This window comes from Mucilaginibacter sp. (assembly GCF_965200995.1).
Classification (GTDB): Bacteria; Bacteroidota; Bacteroidia; order Sphingobacteriales; family Sphingobacteriaceae; genus Mucilaginibacter.
The window spans coordinates 2,889,765-2,914,203 of record NZ_OZ241743.1 but is presented as its reverse complement, the minus strand read 5'-3'; the positions used below and the strand labels follow the sequence as shown (position 1 = coordinate 2,914,203).

The 24,439-nt window shown below is 45.6% G+C and carries 22 protein-coding genes and 1 tRNA gene; 15 read left to right on the top strand and 8 right to left on the bottom strand.

The features are described from left to right. Nucleotides 1-9 precede the first annotated feature (9 nt). The 4 genes from obgE to ACY652_RS13435 all read right to left on the bottom strand — a co-directional run bounded on the left by obgE (nt 10) and on the right by ACY652_RS13435 (nt 2,384). Entirely contained in the window at nt 10-1,014 is a 1,005-nt protein-coding gene (gene obgE, locus ACY652_RS13450) for a GTPase ObgE (RefSeq protein WP_462264896.1), read from the bottom strand. Between the two features lie 149 nt (nt 1,015-1,163). After that, on the bottom strand, nt 1,164-1,736 hold the full coding sequence (locus ACY652_RS13445; protein WP_462264895.1) for an adenylate kinase: 573 nt from the start codon (nt 1,734-1,736) through the stop codon (nt 1,164-1,166). Nucleotides 1,737-1,790: 54 nt separating this feature from the next. After that, a tRNA-Arg gene (locus ACY652_RS13440) sits at nt 1,791-1,864 on the bottom strand. Between the two features lie 58 nt (nt 1,865-1,922). After that, on the bottom strand, nt 1,923-2,384 hold the full coding sequence (locus ACY652_RS13435) for a redoxin domain-containing protein (RefSeq protein ID WP_462264894.1): 462 nt from the start codon (nt 2,382-2,384) through the stop codon (nt 1,923-1,925). Nucleotides 2,385-2,905: 521 nt separating this feature from the next. On the opposite strand from ACY652_RS13435, the gene ACY652_RS13430 reads away from it, so the two are divergent. After that, nucleotides 2,906-3,898, top strand: coding sequence for an NAD(P)H-quinone oxidoreductase (locus ACY652_RS13430; RefSeq protein ID WP_462264893.1), 993 nt, complete (start codon nt 2,906-2,908; stop codon nt 3,896-3,898). A 54-nt stretch (nt 3,899-3,952) separates the two neighbouring features. Here ACY652_RS13430 and ACY652_RS13425 read toward each other — a convergent pair whose 3' ends face one another. Both ACY652_RS13425 and ACY652_RS13420 read right to left on the bottom strand, forming a co-directional pair. Further along, complete coding sequence (locus ACY652_RS13425) at nt 3,953-5,275, bottom strand: SGNH/GDSL hydrolase family protein (RefSeq protein ID WP_462264892.1); 1,323 nt, start codon at nt 5,273-5,275, stop codon at nt 3,953-3,955. Nucleotides 5,276-5,295: 20 nt separating this feature from the next. After that, nucleotides 5,296-6,519, bottom strand: coding sequence for an OmpP1/FadL family transporter (locus ACY652_RS13420; protein WP_462264891.1), 1,224 nt, complete (start codon nt 6,517-6,519; stop codon nt 5,296-5,298). A 192-nt stretch (nt 6,520-6,711) separates the two neighbouring features. On the opposite strand from ACY652_RS13420, the gene atpD reads away from it, so the two are divergent. The 14 genes from atpD (at nt 6,712) to ilvA (ending at nt 22,385) form a co-directional block, all read left to right on the top strand. Further along, nucleotides 6,712-8,217 (top strand): F0F1 ATP synthase subunit beta, encoded by a 1,506-nt coding sequence (gene atpD, locus ACY652_RS13415; RefSeq protein ID WP_462264890.1) that lies wholly within the window; start codon nt 6,712-6,714, stop codon nt 8,215-8,217. A gap of 97 nt (nt 8,218-8,314) precedes the next feature. Next, on the top strand, nt 8,315-8,563 hold the full coding sequence (atpC, locus tag ACY652_RS13410; protein WP_462264889.1) for an ATP synthase F1 subunit epsilon: 249 nt from the start codon (nt 8,315-8,317) through the stop codon (nt 8,561-8,563). Between the two features lie 384 nt (nt 8,564-8,947). Then, nucleotides 8,948-10,657: a dihydroxy-acid dehydratase gene (gene ilvD / locus ACY652_RS13405; protein WP_462264888.1), complete on the top strand. Its 1,710-nt coding sequence runs from the start codon at nt 8,948-8,950 to the stop codon at nt 10,655-10,657. Nucleotides 10,658-10,749: 92 nt separating this feature from the next. Next, a complete protein-coding gene (gene ilvB / locus ACY652_RS13400) occupies nt 10,750-12,483 on the top strand; it encodes a biosynthetic-type acetolactate synthase large subunit (RefSeq protein ID WP_462264887.1) in 1,734 nt (577 codons plus the stop codon). Between the two features lie 42 nt (nt 12,484-12,525). After that, nucleotides 12,526-13,173, top strand: coding sequence for an acetolactate synthase small subunit (ilvN, locus tag ACY652_RS13395; RefSeq protein WP_462264886.1), 648 nt, complete (start codon nt 12,526-12,528; stop codon nt 13,171-13,173). Nucleotides 13,174-13,242: 69 nt separating this feature from the next. After that, a complete protein-coding gene (locus ACY652_RS13390) occupies nt 13,243-13,818 on the top strand; it encodes an O-methyltransferase (RefSeq protein ID WP_462264885.1) in 576 nt (191 codons plus the stop codon). A gap of 62 nt (nt 13,819-13,880) precedes the next feature. Continuing rightward, nucleotides 13,881-14,939: a ketol-acid reductoisomerase gene (gene ilvC, locus ACY652_RS13385; RefSeq protein ID WP_462264884.1), complete on the top strand. Its 1,059-nt coding sequence runs from the start codon at nt 13,881-13,883 to the stop codon at nt 14,937-14,939. Between the two features lie 96 nt (nt 14,940-15,035). Further along, a complete protein-coding gene (gene leuC, locus ACY652_RS13380) occupies nt 15,036-16,451 on the top strand; it encodes a 3-isopropylmalate dehydratase large subunit (RefSeq protein ID WP_462264883.1) in 1,416 nt (471 codons plus the stop codon). Between the two features lie 6 nt (nt 16,452-16,457). After that, on the top strand, nt 16,458-17,171 hold the full coding sequence (locus ACY652_RS13375; protein ID WP_462264882.1) for a hypothetical protein: 714 nt from the start codon (nt 16,458-16,460) through the stop codon (nt 17,169-17,171). 37 nt (nt 17,172-17,208) lie between these two features. Further along, nucleotides 17,209-17,853, top strand: a complete 645-nt coding sequence (gene leuD / locus ACY652_RS13370) for a 3-isopropylmalate dehydratase small subunit (RefSeq protein ID WP_462264881.1) — start codon at nt 17,209-17,211, stop codon at nt 17,851-17,853. A 50-nt stretch (nt 17,854-17,903) separates the two neighbouring features. Beyond that, nucleotides 17,904-19,004, top strand: coding sequence for a 3-isopropylmalate dehydrogenase (leuB, locus tag ACY652_RS13365; protein WP_462264880.1), 1,101 nt, complete (start codon nt 17,904-17,906; stop codon nt 19,002-19,004). A gap of 81 nt (nt 19,005-19,085) precedes the next feature. Next, nucleotides 19,086-19,847 (top strand): methyltransferase domain-containing protein, encoded by a 762-nt coding sequence (locus tag ACY652_RS13360; protein ID WP_462264879.1) that lies wholly within the window; start codon nt 19,086-19,088, stop codon nt 19,845-19,847. 117 nt (nt 19,848-19,964) lie between these two features. Next, nucleotides 19,965-21,128, top strand: a complete 1,164-nt coding sequence (locus ACY652_RS13355) for a 2-isopropylmalate synthase (protein ID WP_462264878.1) — start codon at nt 19,965-19,967, stop codon at nt 21,126-21,128. A 6-nt stretch (nt 21,129-21,134) separates the two neighbouring features. After that, nucleotides 21,135-22,385: a threonine ammonia-lyase IlvA gene (gene ilvA, locus ACY652_RS13350; RefSeq protein ID WP_462264877.1), complete on the top strand. Its 1,251-nt coding sequence runs from the start codon at nt 21,135-21,137 to the stop codon at nt 22,383-22,385. A gap of 8 nt (nt 22,386-22,393) precedes the next feature. Here the strand turns inward: ilvA and ACY652_RS13345 are convergent, their stop codons facing one another. Further along, the gene (locus tag ACY652_RS13345) at nt 22,394-23,398 is read right to left on the bottom strand and encodes an ABC transporter ATP-binding protein (protein ID WP_462264876.1); all 1,005 of its coding nucleotides are present in this window, start codon (nt 23,396-23,398) and stop codon (nt 22,394-22,396) included. 199 nt (nt 23,399-23,597) lie between these two features. Beyond that, complete coding sequence (locus ACY652_RS13340; RefSeq protein ID WP_462264875.1) at nt 23,598-24,425, bottom strand: outer membrane beta-barrel protein; 828 nt, start codon at nt 24,423-24,425, stop codon at nt 23,598-23,600. Nucleotides 24,426-24,439: the final 14 nt, after the last annotated feature.

Below are 24,439 nucleotides of genomic sequence, written 5' to 3'. Positions count from 1 at the left end.
CTTTTTTAACTACGCCTGCTGATTTATGGCCTGCCATAATTTATCCTTTAATTCAGATAATCCCTTTTGCGCTACCGAGGAAATAAATACCGCCGGAATGTCAGCCGGTAATTCGCGGCTCATTTCCTGCTGCAATTCCTCATCCAGCAAATCGGCCTTGGTAACGGCCAGTAGGCGGGGCTTGTGCATCAGTTCGGGGTTGTAGGCCTGCAACTCATTCAGCAGAATATCATACTCCTGCTGCAGGGTACGGTTGGTATCGGCCGGTATCATGAACAGCAGCACCGAATTTCGCTCGATATGCCGTAAAAACCTGATGCCCAAACCTTTACCCTGAGAAGCCCCCTCAATAATGCCTGGTATATCGGCCATCACAAAGGATTTATTATCACGATAGGCAACAATGCCCAGGTTAGGTACCAGCGTAGTAAACGCATAATCGGCAATTTCGGGCTTGGCAGCCGATAGCACCGACAGCAACGTGGATTTACCGGCGTTGGGGAAGCCTACCAAGCCTACATCGGCCAATATCTTGAGTTCCAGTATATTCCAGTCTTCCTTACCCGCTTCACCGGGCTGTGCAAAGCGCGGGGTTTGCTGTGTGGCCGACTTAAAATGCCAGTTACCCAGGCCGCCACGGCCGCCTTCGGTTAAAATGCGGGTTTCACCGTCTTTAGTAATTTCAAATATCACTTCGCCTGTTTCGGCATCCCTGGCTATGGTGCCCAATGGCACTTCCAGTATATCATCCTCGCCGGTTTTGCCGCTGCGCAGAGAACTGCCGCCGCTATCGCCGTTACCGGCAATTACATGCTTGCGGTATTTCAGGTGCAGTAATGTCCACAACTGGGCATTGCCTTTTACTATAACATGGCCGCCACGGCCGCCATCGCCGCCATCGGGGCCGCCTTTAGCAGTGTGCTTATCCCGGTGCAAATGTGCAGAACCGGCCCCGCCATGCCCCGAGCGGCAACATATTTTTACGTAATCAACAAAATTTGAACCCTGCGACATGGATTTTTGTAAGAAGTTGGGAAAGTCAGAGAGTCAGGGAGTTAATAAAGTTTGAGAGTTCGCAATTGTCTGTAATCATATATGTTACTAATACAATTTTGACCTACCGACTTTCGGATTTTTAGACTTTACTGACTTCGCGACTAAATTTAATATTTTTCTATAACCTCGTTCAGCGCAGTAAAAATTTCTTCTACCGTGCCGATGCCGTTAATGCTCTTGTATTTATTTTGCTCCTTATAGTAGCTGGCTACAGGCGCTGTTTTATTATTATACTCGGTAATGCGCTTGCCAATTACTTCAGGGTTAGCGTCATCCGGCCGGCCCGACTCCTTACCACGCAGTAAAAGGCGGGTTTGGAGTTCTTCATCTTTTACTTCAAGGGCTATCATACCTGAAATACCTGCCCCTTTGCTTTCCAGTAAGGTATCAAGGGCAGCAGCCTGCGCTACGGTGCGCGGAAATCCATCAAAAATAAACCCCCTGGCATCTTTTTCAGCATCAAGTTTATTACTGATCATACTAATCACCACCTCATCAGGCACCAGCAGGCCGGCATCCATCAGCTTTTTGGCTTCAAGGCCCAGCTCAGTACCTTTAGCAATTTCGTTACGCAGCAAATCACCTGTAGACAAGTGAATTAAAGCGTGTTTCTGTATTAAATTTTGAGATTGTGTACCTTTTCCGGCTCCGGGCGGACCAAATAATACCAGGTTGAGCATCTGTTTAAAATTTAAAAAGCCTTTCTGTAAAAAAACGGAAAGGCTTAAACTATGTGCACTCGAAGGGAGTCGAACCCCTAACCTTCTGATCCGTAGTCAGACGCTCTATCCAATTGAGCTACGAGTGCTTTCTTTAACGGTTTGCAAAGATAGTATTACTTTTTTAACCGCTAAATTTTTTTTTAATTACTTTACTGCTGCTTCAATCGCCGAAAAGTCGGGCAAATCACCGGCCGATTCCAGCACTTCGGCATAAATTACCTGCTGGTTCTCATCCAATACAAAGGCGGCTCTTTTAGATACGCCTTTCAGGCCAAAGGCAAACTCCTCATACAAAGCGCCATAGGCAGCAGAAGCGGTTTTATTAAAGTCGGACAATAACGGAAACTGATAGCCATTCTCCTCCTTAAACTTAGCCAGCGTAAAAGGCGAATCTACTGAGATGCCCAGCACCTGCGCATTCAAGCCGTCGTAGTAAGACAGGTTATCGCGCATAGCACATAATTGTGCAGTACATACGCCGGTAAATGCCATCGGGAAGAAATGGATGATCACTTTTTGTCCTTTAAAATCACTTAGGGACACCTCTTTTAAATCTGATGAAATCAGTGTAAAATCGGGTGCCTGCGCGCCTTGCTGAATAGCCATATTACTTTGTTATAATGAGCTGCAAAACAAGCATAAAAAAATTATAATGCCTATAGCTGAGTTTTAATTATTTACTATTTTAAGTACAAAACAGTTAATTACAGTGCATGGAGCACAGTTGTCTGACATAATAGAAACTACAATATTGGATTAATAAAATCATCAATCTTTGCCAATCCAGATAATTTATAAATTATTGATTATAAGGTACTTAACAAAATATATTTTCGAATTGTTTTAACCTTTGTTAACCGTTTTGCAGCGTTGGTAAAGGGCAGTATAGTACTACTGCATCACTAAACGGGGAACAGCACAGGCCAGACTTGTTTTGGTTGCAGCGCCACTGCTTATGGGTACCGGGATGAGTACGGCGGCGTGTAAGTATGGCTACCCTGATGCCAAAAACTTACGGATATCTAAGGCGCGTGGAATGCCCCGGTTTTTAACCTGAAGTACATCTACCATCTTAAATTTAAAAACATAAGTAATGCTCCTGCCGTTATTCAGCCAGCATTTAATACATGAAAGCAGTAACTATTACTCAGCCCGGCGGCCCCGAAGTGCTGAAAATGAGCGAGTATGAACAGCCCTATCCCGGCACAGGAGAGGTGCTGATACGGGTGGAAGCAGCAGGCGTTAACCGGCCTGATGCAGCCCAGCGTAAAGGCGTTTACCCCGCTCCGTTTGGCGTACCCGAAGACATTCCCGGCCTGGAAGTGGCCGGTATTATCAGCTATGTGGATGAAAGCGTTACCCGCTGGAAGGTAGGCGATGAGGTTTGTGCACTGGTGGCCGGCGGCGGCTACGCCCAATACTGTGTTGCTCCGCAGGAGCAATGCCTGCCGAGGCTAAAAAACCTCAGCTTTGCCGAAGCGGCTGCCTTACCCGAAACTTTTTTTACCGTTTGGAGCAATATATTTGACAGGGCTGGCCTTAAACCAGGCGAAAAATTGCTGGTACATGGGGGCAGCAGTGGTATTGGTGTAACCGCTATACAGTTGGCTGTGGCCATGGGAGCTACCATTTATGTAACGGCGGGAACAGACGAGAAGTGCCGCTTTTGTGAAAATTTGGGAGCCGCAAAAGCCATCAATTATAATACGCAGAACTTTGAGCAGGAATTGCAGGAAATAACCGGCTATAAAGGTGTTAATGTAATATTGGATATGATAGGCGGCAACTATTATAAATCCAATTTGAATCTATTGGCTGAGGATGGACGGCTGGTAATGATTAACACCACCAATGGTAAAGACGCAGTGACTGATCTTTCACTGGTGATGCGCAAGAGGCTTACCATTACCGGCTCCACTTTGCGCAGCAGAGATGCCGAATTTAAAGGTAAAATTGCACAGGCGCTTGAGGATAAGGTTTGGCCGCTGCTGGCCTCCGGGCAAATTAAGCCTGTTATAGAAAAGGTGTTTAACGCCTATGATGCCGAAGGTGCCCATCACCTGTTGGAAAGCAGTAACCATAAAGGTAAAATCGTACTCGATTTTAGCCCTGTAAAATAAAAGGGGCCGTTTGATGATGCGGCCCCTTTTATATTGATATATCAGCAATAGATATTAAGGTAACTTTACGCCATTGTAATTAGTAATGTTTACTGATGGTATGGTAGAACTATATTTAAAGTTAATGGCCTTGATCATCTCATTGGCTTCAATGGCATAACCGCGCGGGGTAAGGTGAACACCATCTAAAGAAAACAGGCCGCCGGATATATACGCTGTACTTAGGTTAGCTCCGTTTACAGTAATACCCTTAATGGCCTGGTTTAAATAGGTATAAGCATCAAAAACAGCCAGGTCTTTCGTCATCGCGATACTTTTAATGGTAACGTTATAAGCGTTGATGTAGTCGCGCACTAAAGCTACTTCGTTTTTATCCAGTATATATTGGTTTTCAACAGGTGCCCGCGGGTCAAGACCGTAAGGAAAAGTACCTGCAGCATTGGTTACCGGTTGCCCTATACGGCTGGTTGGAAAGGTAAGCACTACCAGATCTTCGGCTGTTGCTGCACGCGGTGTATAGGTTGTACTGCCTATATCGGCAGAAGCTTTTGCATTGATGTAAATTGCTTGTACAGCGGCGTTGGCTTTTTGCACGTTAGCTAATATAGCTCCTGTAGTTACTGTATTAAAATAAGGGATAGCGCTTACATCAGGTATGGTAGCCACCAAGCCTTTCTGCCCTTTTTCGGTAAGTTTATTAAGCAGCACTGTATATAACTGGGCAAACTGCGTTTTATCAGTCAGTGCATCACTGGCACCGCCCGAAGTTGCATAGCCCAGAGCATCATTATTACCCAGCCAGCAGGTAAAAAAGGTATAAGGCTTCGTAGTGGCGTAATCCAAGTAAGTAGTAGTGTTGGCTGGCGAATTACCCGGCAGCAACCGCTCGAAATAGCCGTTTAGGTTACCATAAGGTGCATAGGTAATTTGTTGCAGTTTGATTCCCGGCACCCCATAATTATTATTATCGCCTGTATATTTGGTGTATAAGGTAACATTACCAAAGCCTGGTACGGCCTGCTGCCCCCGGATAGCTAAATTAGTAGTAACAGCAGCAGTTACCGGCGAGCCATTGGTAAAACCGGTTAATTGTATATAACCAGAACCATTGGCCTGTGCCTCTGAAAATAAAGGCTGGCTGAAATCGCCGCTGCCTACTGCTTTCATCTGCCCCGCAATAATGGCGGGAAAAGAGTTCAGCTGCCCCTCGCGGTACAATCCACCATCGGCATAACCGGCCGTTTGCGAGTCGCCAATGGCAACGTAAGTTGAAAAATCAGCCGTGCCTTTGCTGAGCGTTGGCATGGCTATATCTGGCCGGCAAGCCGTTAACAGCAGCAAGCCGGCTATAAAACTTTTATGTATTCTTGATTTCATTATTGTTAACTGTTCAAATGTTACCAGCGGTAGCTGAAGCCTATACCGGGAATATATACATTGGATTTAAAGGTACCTGAAAGCTGAGTTTCAATATTAGTTTGGGTACGGCTCATGAGATGCTCATATTCAAAGGAAACATCAATGTTAAAGTGGCTTGCCACATTAAAGCCGAGGCCGCCGGTAAAATAATACCGGTTGGCATCCGGCACTTCAGGCGTTACATAACCATCGCGTACAGCAGTGGTTACATAGCCGCCGCCTGCACGCAACGCCAGTTTTTCGGTAGCCTGGTACTGGGTGCCCCCCCTTACCGACACGGCGTTTTTATAATTGCGCGGCGAGCGGGTATCCTGCAGCGCGGCCGTGTTATTGGTATAATCAAAAGCCAGTACTTTGTATACATTCCAGTTTACCATGCTGCCGTCTAACGCAAACAACCACTGGTTGTTTAAGCGATACCCCAGGCCAATATTTGTACTTGCGGGCAACGGTATACTGGCATAAAAGGTATTAGGCTGCGGAAAGCTGGCTTGCCCTGAAGACGGTACTGTAAATGTGGCATCCCCATTCTTTACTACTGTATTAACTTTTGAACGGTACGAAACACCCACAGTAAAGTTGGTAGCCGGTTTTAAATAAACACCGGCATTCCACCCCAAACCGTGGCCGTTGCCGTTAAGTTCGGCCTGCCCCGAGGGGCTGCTTGCACTGGCCAGCGGGATAGCGCGGGTTAAGTCCACACTACCGTGCGTATATACGAAACCTGCTCCGATACTTATAAAATCAGCCAGTTTATAGCTTACCGTTGGTTGAAAGGAAATGGCTTTTAAATCTAACTTTTCAACTGCATACTTGCCCACCCAATTGTTACCCCAATCGTTGAGGCCGCCAAAAGGGGTGTATACACCAAAGCCTGCCTTCCAGCGGGCATTGTGCGGGCCGTAAACTGCATAAGCGCTAAAAGGTGTAGCTACTTTGTTTTTATTGTAAGCTATATTGCTGGTACCGGCATCATTAAAAGCCGATTTGAAAAAAAGCGGACTAATACCAGCCTGCACGTAATTCTGAGGCAGATCGGCCATGGCGCCGGGATTAAAAAATACCGATGCTCCATCCTGAGCCAACCCCGTACCGGTGTGCCCCATTCCTATCTGCTGCTGCCCCTGCAGGTTCACCTGGAAACCCTGGGCAAAAGCGAGCGCAGGAAGGCACGACAATACCAAAAGTAAAATTTTTTGCATATAGAAATTAAAGGTTAACTAATTGGTCAAAAAGCAGACGCAAAAGTAATATTCGGTTTCAATATTATAATAAAAATGTTTTGATTCTACATTAAAATATCCGTAATAAAGCATAGCTTTGCACCTTTGTAAAGTTGCTTATCAACAGGCATACTTTTCTACTGTAAACTATTAAACTATACCAGGTTATATATGCCAAACATTGGAAAAATATCACAAATCATTGGTCCGGTAGTTGACGTAAACTTTAGCGATGATGCGCATCTGCCCCGGATTTACGACGCTTTAGAGATTACAAGAGATAACGGACAAAAGGTTGTTTTAGAAGTACAACAGCACTTGGGTGAAGACCGTGTGCGGGCCATTGCCATGGATTCTACCGACGGCTTACTGCGCGGTATGCCGGTTACTGATTTGGAATCTCCTATCCGTATGCCTATTGGTGATGATATTAAAGGCCGCGTGTTTAACGTGGTTGGCCAGGCTATTGATGGCATTGCGCCATTAGATACTATCAACGGTCGCCCCATACACGCAACTCCGCCCCGCTTTGAAGATTTATCTACTGAAACTGAAGTACTGTTTACCGGTATCAAAGTAATTGACCTTTTGGAGCCATATGCTAAAGGCGGTAAGATTGGTTTATTTGGTGGTGCAGGTGTAGGTAAAACGGTACTCATTCAAGAACTGATCAACAATATTGCTAAAGCTTACTCCGGCTTATCTGTATTTGCCGGTGTAGGTGAGCGTACCCGTGAAGGAAACGACCTGCTGCGCGAAATGCTGGAATCAGGCATCATTAAGTACGGTGATGAGTTCATGCACTCTATGGAAAGCGGCGGTTGGGATTTGAGCAAAGTAGATAAAAACGAACTGAAAGAATCCAAGGCTACCTTTGTGTTCGGCCAGATGAACGAGCCACCGGGTGCACGCGCACGTGTGGCGCTATCAGGCTTAACCATTGCTGAATACTTCCGCGATGGCGACAGCGAAGGCAAAGGCCGCGATATATTGTTCTTTATTGATAATATCTTCCGTTTCACCCAGGCAGGCTCTGAAGTATCTGCACTGTTAGGCCGTATGCCTTCAGCCGTAGGTTACCAGCCAACACTGGCTACGGAAATGGGTATGATGCAGGAGCGTATCACTTCAACCAAACGTGGTTCCATCACTTCTGTACAGGCCGTTTACGTACCTGCGGATGACTTGACTGACCCTGCGCCGGCCACAACATTTGCTCACTTAGATGCTACTACCGTACTATCACGTAAGATTGCCGAATTGGGTATATATCCTGCGGTAGATCCACTGGATTCTACCTCACGTATTCTGAGTGCAGCCGTTTTGGGCGACGAGCATTATAACACCGCCCAACGGGTGAAAGAAACATTGCAGCGCTATAAGGAACTACAGGATATTATTGCGATTCTGGGTATGGATGAGTTATCTGAAGAAGATAAATTAACCGTATCACGTGCCCGCCGTGTACAGCGCTTCTTATCGCAGCCATTCCACGTAGCCGAGCAATTTACCGGCTTAAAAGGTGTATTGGTAGACATTAAGGAAACCATTAAAGGCTTCAACATGATTATGGATGGCGAGGTAGATGAATATCCTGAAGGCGCCTTTAACCTGGTGGGCAGCATCGAAGATGCCATTGAAAAAGGTAAAAAATTGTTAGCAGAAGCAAACGCATAATATAGACATGAGATGTGAAATTTGAGAGATGAGGTAACGAAATATTAAAACAATTATCTCATATCTCAAATCTCATATCTCAAATCTGTTTCCACACATGACATTAGAAATTCTTACTCCGGATAAAAAAGTTTTTGAGGGCGAAGTAACATCAGTTACCGTACCAGGCACACAAGGTTCGTTCGAGATATTGAACAATCACGCCCCAATCATTTCTACCCTTGAAGACGGAAAGTTAACCGTTCGTTCGAATGGCAAGCAAGATGTGTTTCTGATTAAAGGAGGAGTAGTAGAAATGTCGGATAATAAAATAATGGTTTTAGCCGAAGGCATCACCCACCGGTAAACTTTAAAATAAAGAGACCTTTAAGATTGAGAAGCCCGAACAATTGTTCGGGCTTTTTTTATGCAGTAAATTTTAATTTTCTACTTAATTATGGTGCTATTGCAACCCCAAACTATGCAAGCATAGCATTTATACTAAAAACCAATTTCAACTTCGGTATACCTAACAAATTATATAGTTTCAATTAAATACCACATCACGGTATATTAGCATTAAAAATATTTAAAAATCAAATTAAAATTTTGTTAAAATTATTTTACTATTTATATTACTTTATAATTTACTGTGTCTAACTTACAAATAGCAACTGGCTTAAAAAAAGTAAGCACTATATTTTAAGCTAACAACAATACAGTTGGTTATATATAAACCGATTAAAACAGCATGAACTACACAGCTGATCAAACGCAAACATCTGAGCTTAATAAATATAGCAGAACGCTCACACAGGACCCTACCCAACCTGCGGCTCAGGCAATGCTGTACGGTATTGGCCTGAGTGATGATGACATGCAAAAAGCACAGGTAGGCGTAGCCAGTATGGGCTATGATGGAAATACCTGCAACATGCACCTGAATGATCTGGCCAAAATTGTAAAGCAAAGTATCTGGGAGGAGGAACTGGTAGGGCTGATATTTAACACCATTGGTGTAAGCGATGGCATGAGTAACGGCACCGACGGTATGCGCTATTCGCTGGTAAGCCGCGATGTTATTGCCGACTCTATTGAAGCGGTTTGTGGTGCACAATATTATGATGGCTTGATTACGCTGCCCGGATGCGACAAGAATATGCCGGGATCGCTCATTGCTATGGGGCGTTTGAACCGGCCGTCTATCATGGTATATGGGGGTACTATCAAGCCTGGCCATTATAAGGGTGAAGATTTGAACATTGTATCGGCTTTTGAAGCTTTGGGTAAAAAGATTGCCGGCCAAATTGATGATATTGATTTTAAAGAAATCATTAAACATTCTTGTCCCGGCGCTGGTGCCTGCGGGGGTATTTATACCGCCAATACCATGGCAGCGGCTATTGAGGCACTGGGCATGAGCCTGCCCTACTCCTCTTCAAACCCTGCACTGAGCAGTGAAAAGCAGGAAGAATGCAGGGCGGCGGGGAAAGCCATCAAGGTTTTGCTGGAGCGCGATATAAAGCCCGGCGACATCATGACGCGGGAAGCTTTTGAGAATGCCATTACCATAATCATGGTGTTAGGCGGTTCAACCAATGCCGTGCTGCACCTGATTGCGATGGCTAAAAGCGTGAACGTGCCGCTAACGCAGGATGATTTTCAAACCATCAGTAACCGCGTACCCGTACTGGCCGATATGAAACCGAGCGGTAAGTACATGATGGAAGATTTACACAAAGTAGGCGGCGTACCTGCCGTAATGAAATACTTGCTGAACGAAGGTTTACTGCATGGTAACTGCCTCACGGTAACCGGCAAAACATTAGCTGAGAATTTAGCAGATGTTGATGTGATTGATTTTGAAACACAAAAGGTGCTGCTGCCGATTGAGCGGCCCATTAAGGCCACCGGGCACCTTCAGATATTATACGGCAATCTGGCCGAGGGCGGCAGCGTAGCTAAAATTACCGGCAAAGAAGGTGAACGCTTTGAAGGCCCCGCCCGTGTGTTCGATGGCGAGCAGGAACTGATTGCCGGCATTACCAGCGGCCGGGTGCAGCAAGGTGATGTGGTGGTAATACGTCAGGTAGGCCCTAAAGGTGCACCAGGCATGCCGGAAATGCTGAAACCTACCTCGGCTATTTTTGGCGCTGGTTTGGGCAGCTCCGTAGCGTTAATTACCGATGGCAGGTTTTCGGGCGGTACGCATGGCTTTGTGGTAGGCCATATTACTCCTGAAGCTTTTGACGGCGGCCTGATTGCTTTGGTAAAAGATGAAGACCGCATTGAAATTGATGCCATAAGCAGGCGCATGAACCTGATGGTGAGCGAAGAGGAAATTGCTTCCCGCCATGCGGCGTGGCAGCAGCCGGCACTTAAAGTAACCAGGGGGTTGTTATATAAATATGCTAAACAGGTAAAAACCGCAGCCGAGGGCTGTGTAACAGATGAGATGTAGCCTGAAAAAGCATTTATAGTATTGAATAAATAGTAACCTACATTGAAGCAGCACTTAATTGTGTAATCAGTGAACTAAAAAATAACAGTGTGATGGAACAGGAGGTATTAAACGCACCGGAAATTAAAAAGGCAACCGCAGAGGTTTCAGGTTCAGTTGCTTTGCTGGAGGCTTTACTGGCCGAAGGCACCGATACTATCTTCGGTTACCCTGGCGGCGCCATCATGCCCATTTATGACGCCCTGTATGATTATAATGATAAGCTAAATCACGTACTGGTACGCCATGAGCAGGGGGGCATCCATGCCGGCCAGGGTTATGCGCGATCCTCCGGTAAGGTAGGTGTAGTGTTTGCGACCAGCGGCCCCGGCGCCACTAATTTAGTTACCGGTTTGGCCGACGCACAGATAGACAGTACACCTTTGGTATGCATCACCGGCCAGGTATTTGCGCATTTGCTGGGCACCGATGCTTTTCAGGAAACTGATGTTATCAATATTACTACGCCTGTAACCAAATGGAATTATCAGGTTACTGATGCCTGTGAAATTCCGGAAGTTATTGCCAAGGCATTTTATATTGCCCGCAGCGGCAGGCCTGGCCCGGTGCTGATTGACATTACTAAAAACGCACAGATACAAAAATTTGATTATGCAGGTTATACGCCCTGTAACCATATCCGCAGCTATCGCCCAAAACCGGTAGTGCGCGTTAAGTATATTGAGCAGGCTTCAGCATTAATTAACCAAGCCAAAAAGCCGTTCATTATATGGGGGCAAGGCATACTATTAGGCAAAGCTGAACAGGAATTTAAAGCATTTGTAGAAAAAAGCGGCATTCCGGCAGCGTGGACCATTTTAGGGGTGGATGCTTTACCTACCGCTCACCCGTTGAATGTAGGGATGCTGGGTATGCATGGCAATTACGGCCCTAATGTAATGACCAATGAGTGCGATGTACTGATTGCCATTGGTATGCGGTTTGATGACCGGGTAACCGGCCGGTTGGATAAATATGCCAAACAAGCTAAAATTATTCATTTAGACATTGACCCGGCCGAGATTGACAAAAACGTGCAAACCACAGTAGCCGTATGGGGCGACTGTAAAGAAACCCTGCCCCTGCTCACCCGCCTGGTAGATCAAAAAACACACACAGACTGGCTCAACCAGTTTCACGATTATGGACAGAAAGAACTTGAAGCGGTAATTGATCCTGAACTGCACCCGCAAACTGGCGAAATGACGATGGGCGAGGTAATCAACCAGCTAAACGAATTAACCGGCGGCAACGCCATTATCGTATCTGATGTAGGCCAGCACCAAATGGTAGCTTGCCGTTATGCTAAATTTAATCAGAGCCGCAGCAACATTACCAGTGGTGGCTTAGGTACCATGGGCTTTGCCCTGCCTGCGGCGATAGGCGCTAAATTTGGGGCGCAGCAACGGACCGTTGCGGCCGTAATTGGCGACGGCGGTTTCCAGATGACCATTCAGGAACTGGGCACTGTTATGCAAAGCGGCGTGGATGTAAAAATCATCATTCTTAATAATCGCTTTTTAGGCATGGTACGCCAGTGGCAGGAATTGTTTAACGAACGGCGTTACTCCTTTGTAGATATTCAAAGCCCTGATTTTGTACAGGTAGCCAAAGGTTATGGCATAGCCGGGCAAAGCATCAGCGAGCGGAGCGATCTGCAAGGCGCATTATCAACCATGCTTAACCATAATGGCTCCTACCTGCTCGAAGTGATGGTAACCAAAGAGAACAACGTATTCCCGATGGTGCCGCAGGGATGCAGCGTAAGTGAAATCAGGTTGAAGTAAACCCCTCCAACCTCCCCAAAGGGAGGCTTAAAGAAGAACAAGATGGAAATCAAAGACAATAACCTTCCTGCCTCCCTCTCCTTTGGAGAGGGTCGGGGTGAGGTTCGGCAGGAATACAACATCACGGTTTATACTGAAAACCAGATTGGTTTATTAAACCGGATTGCCATTATATTCACGCGCCGGAAGATCAATATCGACAGCCTGAACACCTCGCCTTCGGAGATTGAAAGCATTCACCGTTTCAATATCGTAATTACAGAAACCGAAGATGTAGTGCGCAAACTTTCCCGGCAGATTGAAAAGCAGGTAGAGGTGCTAAAAGTATATTACCATACCAATGCCGATGTCATTTGGCAGGAAATGGCCCTATATAAAGTACCTACCGATGTAATTGCTGAAAAAGCCAGTGTTGAGCGCCTGCTACGTGAAAACGGTGCCCGTGCAGTAGTTATCCGCAAGGATTATATCGTATTTGAAACCACCGGCCATCGTGAGGAAACGGACAACCTGATTAGAGTACTGCAGCCTTACGGCCTGATTGAATTTGTACGCAGCGCCCGTGTAGCCATTATTAAAGACAGTGAAGGATTTAACAGTAAGCTGCGCGAGTTTGAACAGGAAGACCCGGGTGAAGATGTAAACGAAAATAAATATTTAAACCAAGGGCAAAAAGTATTTACTATGTAAAGGCCTCCTAACCCCTGAAAGGGAACCGGAGTTCAGTAATCGACAGACTAAATCAACAATAGTAAAAAAGTGCAGTTCCAAATTCAAGCCCAACCTGTAGCCTATGCGGCTATTCAAGCAGCTACCGAGCAGCAGGGCTTTACCATGCCTTCTGAGTTGGGAACATGCGCATTGCTTTGCACGCTGGCTGCATCAAAACCGGGCGGGCACTTTTTAGAACTGGGTACCGGAACGGGATTGTCCACTTCGTGGATTTTACACGGTATGGATGCTACCGCTAACTTAATCTCAATTGATAACGACGAACAGGTGCTTAACATCGCGCAGGCGCATTTGGGTGCAGACCACCACCTGCAATTGATAAATGCTGACGGTGCTGAATGGATTAAGGCCAACATGCACCTCCGGTTCAGCTACATTTTTGCGGATACTTGGGCAGGCAAATATAACACGTTAGACGAAACGCTGAACATGCTAGTAAGCGGCGGCTTCTACATCATCGATGATATGCTGCCGCAATCCAACTGGCCTGACGGCCGTGCAGAAAAGGCGGAACAGCTAACCACCACATTGAAGAAAAGAGAAGATTTAACGATAACCAGGCTTGATTGGGCATCGGGAATAATAATCGCAGTTAAAAAGTAAATCATACAATACGCATCGGTGCAATCAAAACGAAATCGGTGCAATCAGAAAAATAAAAACACATGGCAACACTAAATTTTGGCGGTACCGAAGAGAATGTAGTTACCCGCGAAGAATTTCCGCTTTCGAGAGCACAGGAAGTTTTAAAGAATGAAACCATAGCAGTAATTGGCTATGGTGTACAAGGCCCCGGCCAGGCGCTTAATCAAAAAGATAATGGTATTAACGTTATTGTAGGGCAGCGTAAAAATTCTAAAACCTGGGACAAGGCGGTAAGCGATGGCTTTATACCCGGCGAAACACTGTTTGAAATTGAGGAAGCTTTAGAGCGTGGTACCATTATTTGCTACCTTTTAAGTGATGCCGCACAGATTGAATTATGGCCAACGGTGCAAAAGCACTTAACACCGGGTAAAGCGCTGTATTTCTCACACGGTTTTGGCATAACCTTTAACGAGCAAACAGGCATCGTACCGCCAGAAGGTGTAGATGTATTTTTGGTGGCCCCTAAAGGTTCAGGCACTTCATTACGCCGCATGTTTTTACAAGGTCGGGGTTTAAATTCCAGCTTCGCCATTTTTCAGGATGCAACTGGTAAGGCATGGGATCGTGTGGTTGCCTTAGGTATCGCCGTGGGTAGCGGTTACCTGTTCGAAACTAACTTTAAAAAAGAAGTGTACAGCGATTTAACCGGTGAGCGCGGTACACTGATGGGCTGTATACAAGGCATTTTTGCGGCACAATATGACGTATTACGCAGCAAGGGCCATACCCCATCTGAAGCCTTTAACGAAACGGTAGAGGAACTCACCCAATCATTAATGCCACTGGTAGCCGAAAACGGTATGGACTGGATGTATGCCAACTGCTCTACTACCGCACAACGCGGCGCTTTGGATTGGTGGAAGAAGTTCCGTGATGCTACTAAACCGGTATTCGAGGAATTATATGAGAGCGTAGCCACCGGCAAAGAATCACAGCGCTCCATCGACTCTAACAGCCAGCCGGATTACCGTGAAAAGTTGAACGAGGAACTGAAAGAACTACGTGAAAGTGAAATCTGGCAGGCCGGTAAAACGGTGAGGAGCCTGAGGCCGGAAAATCAATCGGTAGAAGCGTAAATTTTTTAGTATCAGGTAGCGAGTAGTTAGTATAAAGACAGATTCTGTTTAGCTGATTACTTTATACTTGATACTAACGACTTGATACTAAAAACAATGGGACAAACATTATTTGATAAAGTCTGGGATGCGCACGTGGTGAGCAGCAAGGAAGGATTTCCGGACATTTTATACATCGACACCCACTTTATACATGAAGTAACCAGTCCGCAGGCATTTGACGGATTGCGCCAGCGTGGCTTGCCGGTATTGCGCCCGAAGCAAACGGTAGCTACGGCCGACCATAATGTACCTACCTGGGAGCAGCACCTGCCTATCAAAGAAGAGTTATCGCGCTATCAGGTAGACATGCTGACCAAGAATTGTGCGGAGTTTGGAATTGAGTTGTTTGGCTTAGGTCACCCCTATCAGGGCATTGTGCATGTGATTGGCCCGGAACTGGGCATCACCCGCCCCGGCTGTACTTATGTGTGTGGTGATAGCCATACTTCAACGCATGGCGCGTTTGGTGCCATAGCCTTTGGCATCGGCACCTCACAGGTAGAACAGGTATTGGCTACGCAATGCCTGTTACAGCAACGCCCCAAGCGCATGAAGATTGAAGTGAACGGTCAGCTGCAAAAGGGCGTGGGTGCTAAGGATATCATTTTGTATATCATCTCAAAAATATCCGCTGCTGGCGGCACCGGATATTTTGTGGAGTATGCTGGTGATACCATCTGCTCCCTGAGCATGGAGGGGCGCATGACGATTTGCAATATGAGCATCGAAATGGGTGCCCGCGGCGGCTTGATTGCACCCGACGAAACGACCATCAATTATGTAAAAGGCCGTGAGTTTGCCCCTAAAGGCGAAGAATGGGACAAGGCCGTTGCCTACTGGCAAACTTTGTATTCGGACGCCGATGCAGAGTTCGACAAGGAACTTTATTTTGATGCCGCCGACATTGAGCCCATGATCACCTATGGCACCAACCCCGGCATGGGCATCGGCATCACGCTGCATGTACCCGAAACGCAATCATTTGATTTCAAGGAGCAGGAATCATATCAGAAGGCACTTAATTACATGGGATTGCACGACGATGAGCAGTTGTTGGGCAAAGCCGTAGATTACGTGTTCATCGGCAGCTGCACCAACTCCCGCATTGAGGATTTACGCGAAGTAGCTGCCTTTGTACAAGGCAAGCAAAAAGCGGACAATGTAACGGTATGGGTGGTGCCTGGTTCTAAACAGGTTCAACTGCAAGCTATTGCCGAAGGTTTGGACAAAGTGTTCGAACAAGCCGGTTTTCCATTGCGCGAACCGGGCTGCAGCGCCTGCCTGGGGATGAATGAAGATAAGATCCCGGCCGGGAAATACTGCGTATCCACCTCGAACCGGAACTTTGAAGGGCGGCAGGGGCCAAACTCGCGCACGTTTTTGGCCAGTCCGCTTACGGCAGCAGCGGCGGCTATAGCGGGGAAGATTGTAGACATCCGAACAGAATTAGCAGAACCTGAACTGGTATAAATTAGTATGAATGAAGTAATCTATTTTTTAGGATTTATCCTTGTTGGTTACATGATTTTCAAATTATACCAAAATTACGCTTTTAAGATAGAAAATAAGTTTAATCAAAGAGCACTGTTAAGCCTTATAATTTTTCGTTTCAAACCATTACAACTCACGACAGAAATTAAAAAAGATATACCTAATATTAATTATATACTGTCTAACATAATTTCGGTAACTAATGACGAAACCTCAAGAATCATAAAGGAACAATATTATAATTACTATACTAAATATGTTGAAACGGCTATTATAAAAATTAAAGATATTTTGAAAACTAGTGATGGTCACAAATTGATAGAAAATAAAATAAATAACTACAAAATTGAATTAGACAGCGAATTAAAAAGAAAACAACTTATTGACTTACAATTAAAACAAAATAGGCTTAAATACTTGGATGTGTTAATGCCAGTTTTTGGTAATGAACCTATGGGGTTATCAAAATTAGAATTTATCAATTTAATGGGGACTAAGCTTAGCATATGTAAAGCCACTGCTGATGAAATATTAATCAATCTTAGTGATAAAGATTGTGGGCTAATATATAGTTATGAGGGATTGATACACTTAAAAGCAGATGCAAGTGGCGACACTATTTCAAATTTGGAAAAAGAAATATTTGTTATTAAAAATGAATTATCTATTCTAAATGGGATAGCTGTAGATAAGCTATAATGAATATAAAAATTTATAAATAAAGATCATTCCCAGCATGACCAAGATATTTAAACACCTTCAATCATCAGTAGTACCACTGCCGATTGAAAATATAGACACCGATCAAATCATCCCGGCCCGGTTCCTGAAAGCTACCACCCGTGAGGGGTTTGGTAACAACCTTTTCCGCGATTGGCGTTTTGATGATAATGATCAGCCTAAGCCTGATTTTGTATTGAACCATCCTACCTATTCAGGCAAGATACTGGTAGCCGGTAAGAATTTTGGCTGCGGCAGCAGCCGGGAACATGCAGCCTGGGCTATAGCTGATTATGGTTTCGATGCTGTGGTGAGCAGCTTTTTTGCCGATATTTTTAAAGGCAATGCGCTCAACAATGGCCTGCTGCCGGTACAGGTAAGCGATGAGTTCCTGAAAAAAATATTTGATGCGGTGTATGCTAATGTACATGCCGAAATAGAAATTGATCTGGAAAACCAGTGCATCCGCATCGCAGCAACCAGCGAACAGGAAAACTTCGAAATCAATTCTTATAAGAAAGCATGCCTGACAAATGGCTATGATGATATTGATTACATCCTGAGCAATAAGCAATTGGTTGAACAATTTGAGAAACGCCCCCCCAACCCTCTAAAGGAGGAGCAGAGGATTACGTTCTTAACCGATAGAAAACTCAAATAATTAGACAACAAGTAAAACTTTAATTCCCCCTTTAGGGGGTTATGGGGCCTATGAAAAAACACATATTAGTAATACCCGGTGATGGCATTGGCCCCGAGGTAACCACCTGGGGTAAAGCCGTGCTGGAACATATCGGCCAAACCTACGGCCATGAATTTACATTTGACGAGGCACTAATGGGCCATGTGGCTATTGAAGCAACCGGCACCCCGTTGCCTGATGAAACTTTAGAGAAGGCCAAAACCAGCGATGCGATTCTATTTGGTGCTGTGGGTCATGCTAAATATGATAATGACCCATCGGCTAAAGTGCGGCCGGAGCAGGGCTTGCTAAAGATACGCAAGGGGTTAGGCTTGTATGCCAACCTGCGCCCCATCATCTTGTTTGACGAGCTGCTGGATGCATCGAGCCTGAAACCGGAAGTGTTAAGGGGAACCGACATTCTGTTCTTCCGCGAACTGACCGGCGATGTGTACTTCGGCGAAAAGCAGCGCAGCGAAGATCGCAATACGGCTTCGGATCTGATGATTTATCATCGCTACGAAGTAGAACGCATTGCCAAAAAGGCGTTTGAGGCGGCGCGGACACGCGGCAAAAAGCTGTGTTCAGTAGATAAAGCCAATGTACTGGAAAGTTCACGCCTGTGGCGCGAGGTAGTGCAGGAACTGGCTAAGCAACATCCTGATGTAGAAACCGAGCACATGTTTATCGATAATGCCGCCATGCAATTAGTCAAAAACCCTAAAAAGTTTGATGTGGTATTAACTGCCAACCTGTTTGGGGATATTTTGACCGATGAGGCCTCCCAGATTGCAGGCTCGATGGGTATGCTGGCTTCGGCCTCTATAGGCGATGGCACTGGCTTCTTTGAACCGATACACGGTTCGGCACACGATATCGCCGGGCAGGATAAAGCTAATCCACTGGCCTCAATTCTATCTGTTGCCCTGATGCTGGAAATTAGTTTCGGCTTTAAAGAGGAAGCTACACGCATTACCGATGCCATTAAGAAAACGCTGAAAGAAGGTTATCGTACCGGCGACATTGCCGATGGACAAACTGACACCCAAAAAATATTAGGCACTAAAGCGATGGGGCAAAAGGTGTTAGAATATCTGTCTGAATCAGGATTAACAGAATTGAAAAATTAACAGGATTAGGATAGCTTAACTAATTATTATAACTGCCCGAATCAGTGAAATCAACCTTAATCGGTGTAATCAAAAGTAATCATGAACTGGAACGCTGAATTATACGACCAAAACCACGCCTTTGTATTTCAATATGGTGAAAGCCTGCTGAATCCATTGGATGTGAAGCCCGGCGAAACCATTTTAGATCTGGGCTGCGGTACCGGTCACCTAACACAGCAGATTCAGAACCTTGGAGCTGAGGTAATCGGGCTGGATGCCTCACCAAGCATGATCAAGCAGGCTAAGGAAAACTTTCCGGATACCTGTTTCGCTGTGGGCGATGCTACCAGTCTGCACTTTAATGAGCCTTTTGATGCCATCTTTTCAAACGCCACCCTGCACTGGATTTTAAACCAGGATGCCCTGCTGCACGGTGTATACCATAGCCTGAAACCCGGTGGCCGCTTTGTAGCAGAGATGGGCGGCAAAGGCAACGTGCAATTGATGTTGGATGCTACCCGGCAGGTATTGTTAAAACATGGTTATTACCGGCAGGCGCAGGTGCAAACTTTTCATTTCCCATCATTGGGTGAATACACCCACCGGCTGGAACAGCAGGGTTTTAAAGTAACCTTTGCGGCATTGTATGACCGGCCAACGCTGTTACAGGAAGGTAGGCAAGGCGTAGCCAAATGGCTCACCATGTTTGCCGGTAACTACTTTGCCGGCATTGGTGAAGAAGAGAAACAGGAGATGCTACAGGAAATTACCAGTCTGCTGGAGCCGCATTACAACGATAACGGCCAATGGTATGCAGATTACAAAAGATTAAGATTTAAAGCAGTAAAAATCCAGATATAAGATTTCAGATGTGATCCGAGGGATAGCTCCGATCCATATCTGAATAAAATAATACAAAAATTAAAAACCAGATGACAGCCTTGAAAACAAGGTCTCATATCTCAAATCTAAATAAGCATGTTACACAATCCCAACCGCGTTTACGTATTTGACACCACCCTGCGCGATGGCGAGCAGGTACCCGGCTGCCAGTTAACCACACCGGAAAAAATTGAGATTGCCCGTGAGCTGGAAGCGCTGGGTGTAGATATTATCGAAGCCGGGTTCCCGGTATCCAGTCCGGGAGATTTTCAGAGCGTAGTAGAGATTTCAAAAGCCGTAAAGGAGCCAACGGTTTGTGCGCTTACGCGTGCTCATAAAGGCGACATTGATGCGGCAGCCGAGGCATTACAATATGCCAAACACCCGCGTATACATACGGGTATAGGGGCATCAGACATGCATATCAAACACAAATTCAACAGCACACGCGAAGAAATACTGGCGCGGGGTGTGGATGCAGTGAAATACGCCAAAAAATTTGTAGAAGATGTAGAATTTTATGCGGAAGATGCAGGCCGGGCAGATATTGAGTTCCTGGCCAGAATGATTGAGGCGGTTATTGCAGCGGGTGCCACAGTGGTTAATATTCCTGACACCAACGGCTATTGCCTGCCTGACACCTATGGCAGCAAGATCAGGTTCCTGAAAGAAAACGTCAAAAATATTGATCAGGCCATCATCTCGGTACATTGCCACAATGATTTGGGTTTAGCCACCGCCAATTCCGTCGCCGGTTTACAAAATGGTGCACGGCAGTTTGAAGGTACCATTAACGGCATCGGCGAACGTGCAGGTAATACTTCCATTGAAGAAGTAGTAATGATTCTGAAAACGCATCAGCAGCTAAACCTGCATACCAACATCCGCACCCAGTCTATATATGAGTTGAGCCGGATAATAAGCACCCAAATGCGCATGCCGGTACAGCCCAATAAGGCCATTGTAGGCAGCAACGCTTTTGCGCATAGTTCAGGTATTCATCAGGACGGGTTTCTTAAAAACCGTGAAAACTACGAGATTATCAGGCCTGAAGATGTGGGCGTACCCAGTGCCAGCATTGTGCTTACTGCCCGCAGTGGCCGCCATGCCCTTAACTTTCATTTAGACCGTTTAGGCCACCGTTTGGAAAAGCCGGAGCTGGACATAGCTTATAAGAGTTTTCTGGTATTGGCCGATAATAAATTAAACATTAACGATGATGACCTGCTGAGCCTTGTAGTGCCGCGTATGGTAAAGTAACATTGCATGGAAACAGACACACAATTAAAATTTGATTTTGAAGCCGCTTACCAGCGGCTGGATAAGGTAATTCGCCATACGCCGCTTGAATACAACCTTGGTTTATCAGAAAAATACAATTGTGAGTTGTACCTCAAACGTGAGGACATGCAGATAGTACGTTCGTACAAATTACGCGGCGCTTACAATATGATCAGTCAGCTACCAAACGAACAGCTGAGTAAGGGTGTGGTATGTGCCAGTGCAGGCAATCATGCACAGGGAGTAGCATTTTCCTGTAAAAAAATGAATATCAAAGGCGTGATATTTATGCCCGAAATTACGCCCAACCAAAAGGTAAAGCAAACTAAAATGTTCGGTAATGGCAACATTGAGGTGGTACTGGTGGGTGACACCTTTGATGATTGCCTGAAAGAAGCATTAGCCTACACTGAAATGCATTGCCTTACTTTTATTCCGCCTTTTGATGACTACCGCGTAATGGAAGGCCAGGGAACCGTAGGCATGGAGATAGTTCAAAAACTGCCCGATGTTGATGTAGTAATTATGCCTGTTGGCGGCGGCGGCTTGGCAGCCGGAACGGGTACTTACTTAAAACAATACAACCCCAATATTACACTGATTGGTGCAGAGCCAGAAGGTGCGCCTTCCATGACCGAAGCCCTGCGTGCCGGCCAACCTGTAGCTTTGCCTGACATTAACCGATTTGTGGATGGGGCGGCAGTAAAGCGGGTAGGACAGTTAACCTACGAAGTTTGTGCCGGTGTACTGGATGACATGCGCCTCGTGCCCGAAGGCAAGGTTTGTTCTACTATTTTAAAGCTGTACAATGAAGATGCCATTGTGGTTGAACCTGCAGGCGCCCTTTCAGTAGCAGTGCTTGATTTGTGCCGCGAGCAGATTGCTGGCAAGAAGGTAGTATGCGTAATCAGCGGTGGCAATAATGATATTGACCGTATGCAGGAAATAAAAGAGCAATCACTGTTGTACGAGGGCCTGAAACATTATTTCATTGTACGTTTTCCGCAAAGGCCGGGCGCTTTAAAATTGTTTGTAAACGAGGTACTAGGCCCCGGCGATGATATTACCCGTTTTGAATTTATCAAAAAAACCGAACGAGAGCGCGGCCCTGCATTGGTAGGCATCGAGCTGCGCAACGCCGAAGATTACGCCCCTCTGCGCAAACGTATGGATGAACAACGATTTGAAATTATCGAGTTAAACGAGAATCCGACCTTGTTTGAATACCTGGTTTAAAATTGTAATCAATAATCCAGATGATGCCTAATTTTAATATTAAAGGTGTCGTCTATTGTATACTTTCCGGGCAGATGATTGAACAGCCGAAGGCACAGTCCACTTTCATTTTGAATGGTTAGCTGCTCATAAAAACCTTTAAAAAGTACTGCCGTTACTTTCCACTTTTTGGCAGTAAAACTGGTAACAATCTCAATCCATTCCGGATAGATAATTACTTTGTCCTTTTCAGCTTTTAAACCGATTACTGATGCTTCATCATTACTCAATATATTACAGTTACTCAATAAACGCGCTGTGTACAATTGTATTGGATGTTGGTATAATTCCTGCGGCTTCCCTTTTTCTGCTATCCTGCCATCTCTGATCACAATCAACTCATCAGCCATTGACAATACTTCGGCAGGATCATGTGATACCATTATTACGGTGATGCCCGTTTGCTGCACGATGGCTCGAATGTCCTGTTGCAAACTCTCCCTAAACGAAGTATCTACTTGGTTAAAGGGTTCATCAAGCAACAACACTTTAGGCAGGGTTATTAAGGCACGGGCAATAGCGACGCGTTGTTTTTCGCCGCCGCTCAAATCAACAACGCGCTTTTCGGCCAGGTGCAGCATATTAAGTTGCTGCAATACCTTTTCCGTCCTTTCGCGCTTGGCTTTCAGGTTAGTGTTCGAAAGCAGTGCAGCCACGTTTTCCCAGGCGGTGGCGTGCAGGTTCAGGTCGTTGGTATGCTGGGTCACCATTTTCATGGCATCATGGCCCGGTATCAGCTTTTCTTCAGGTCCCCATAGGCGTTCGCCTTCAAAATAAACGGTTCCTTCATCGGGCGACAACAAACCATATAACAGGCGTAGTAAAGTACTTTTACCACTGCCACTCTCCCCTATGATGGCTGTAATCTTTCCGGCCTCAATGTGCAGGTTGATATTGTGTACACCTGCCGCCTGCTTGCCGGGATACTGTTTACTAACGGCTACGGCTTGAAGGAAGTTATTAAGATCTGCCATCGGGCTAAAGATACGGCAAGATATAGCAAGATACAGCGCAAGGCAAGATAGAAGATGAATAGTTATCAAATAAAGCCAATGGCATTAAAACTTTATTGCGAGGTACGAAGCAATCTCTCTGTACCCTGTTTCAATTAGGTGTAGAGAGATTGCTTCGTACCTCGCAATGACGCGTTGAGAAGTTTATTTAAAAATTAAATTAAAAACCGAACATAAACCCGAACGACAGATTCTTCAAGCCATCCTGTGCAGGGGTATCAAACATATCATTGAAGTAGTATTTACCGAATACTCCCCAGCTGCCATGCCCTACCCGGGCAAATACGCCGTAACGCAGTTTGGTGTAGTGGTAATCATCGTTGAATTTCTGCTTGCCATTCTCATCGCTGATTTGTTTAACGCGGCCGTTGAGCAGTATGCCGATGTCCGGGCCGAAAACGAAGTGGTAATATTTGCCGTTCTCATCACCACGTGTGCGAAAATCGAAGGATAGCGGAATGCGCAGATAACTTGATGAGAAGCGGTTTTTACTATAATCTATATTATCCTGTGTATACGTTAACGTAGGCTGATTCTTCTGAATGGTAATATCTTCGCGCAGGCGGATAAGTGTCCAGTCAAACCCGGCCGACAGATACATTTTAAACCCGGGAGTAAAGCGGTAACCAGCCTGTAATACATCAAAACCTACATTCAAAGTTTTCCAGGAACGGTAACGCAAAAAGTTGTTTTGCGGCGATAATTTGAAGCTGCCATTATCCAGCAAGGTAGCCAGGCCCAGGTCGAACCTCGAAAAGGTAAGTCCCCAAGAGAAACCGGGCGCTTTGTGCACGGTTTTGCTGCTGTCGGGCGCGGAGGTAAAGCCGTTTCCCAGTTTGAAGCGGTATACCCTCCTCTTCACTTTTTTAGTGGTGTCTGCGGATACTTTCCGTATACTGTCTGTTCTGAGGCTGTCGGCAGCGGTACTTTGTGCGAATACACCGGTAGCTGCCGCACATAATAAGGCGGTAAATAATAAACGTTTCATGGTAATTATACTCT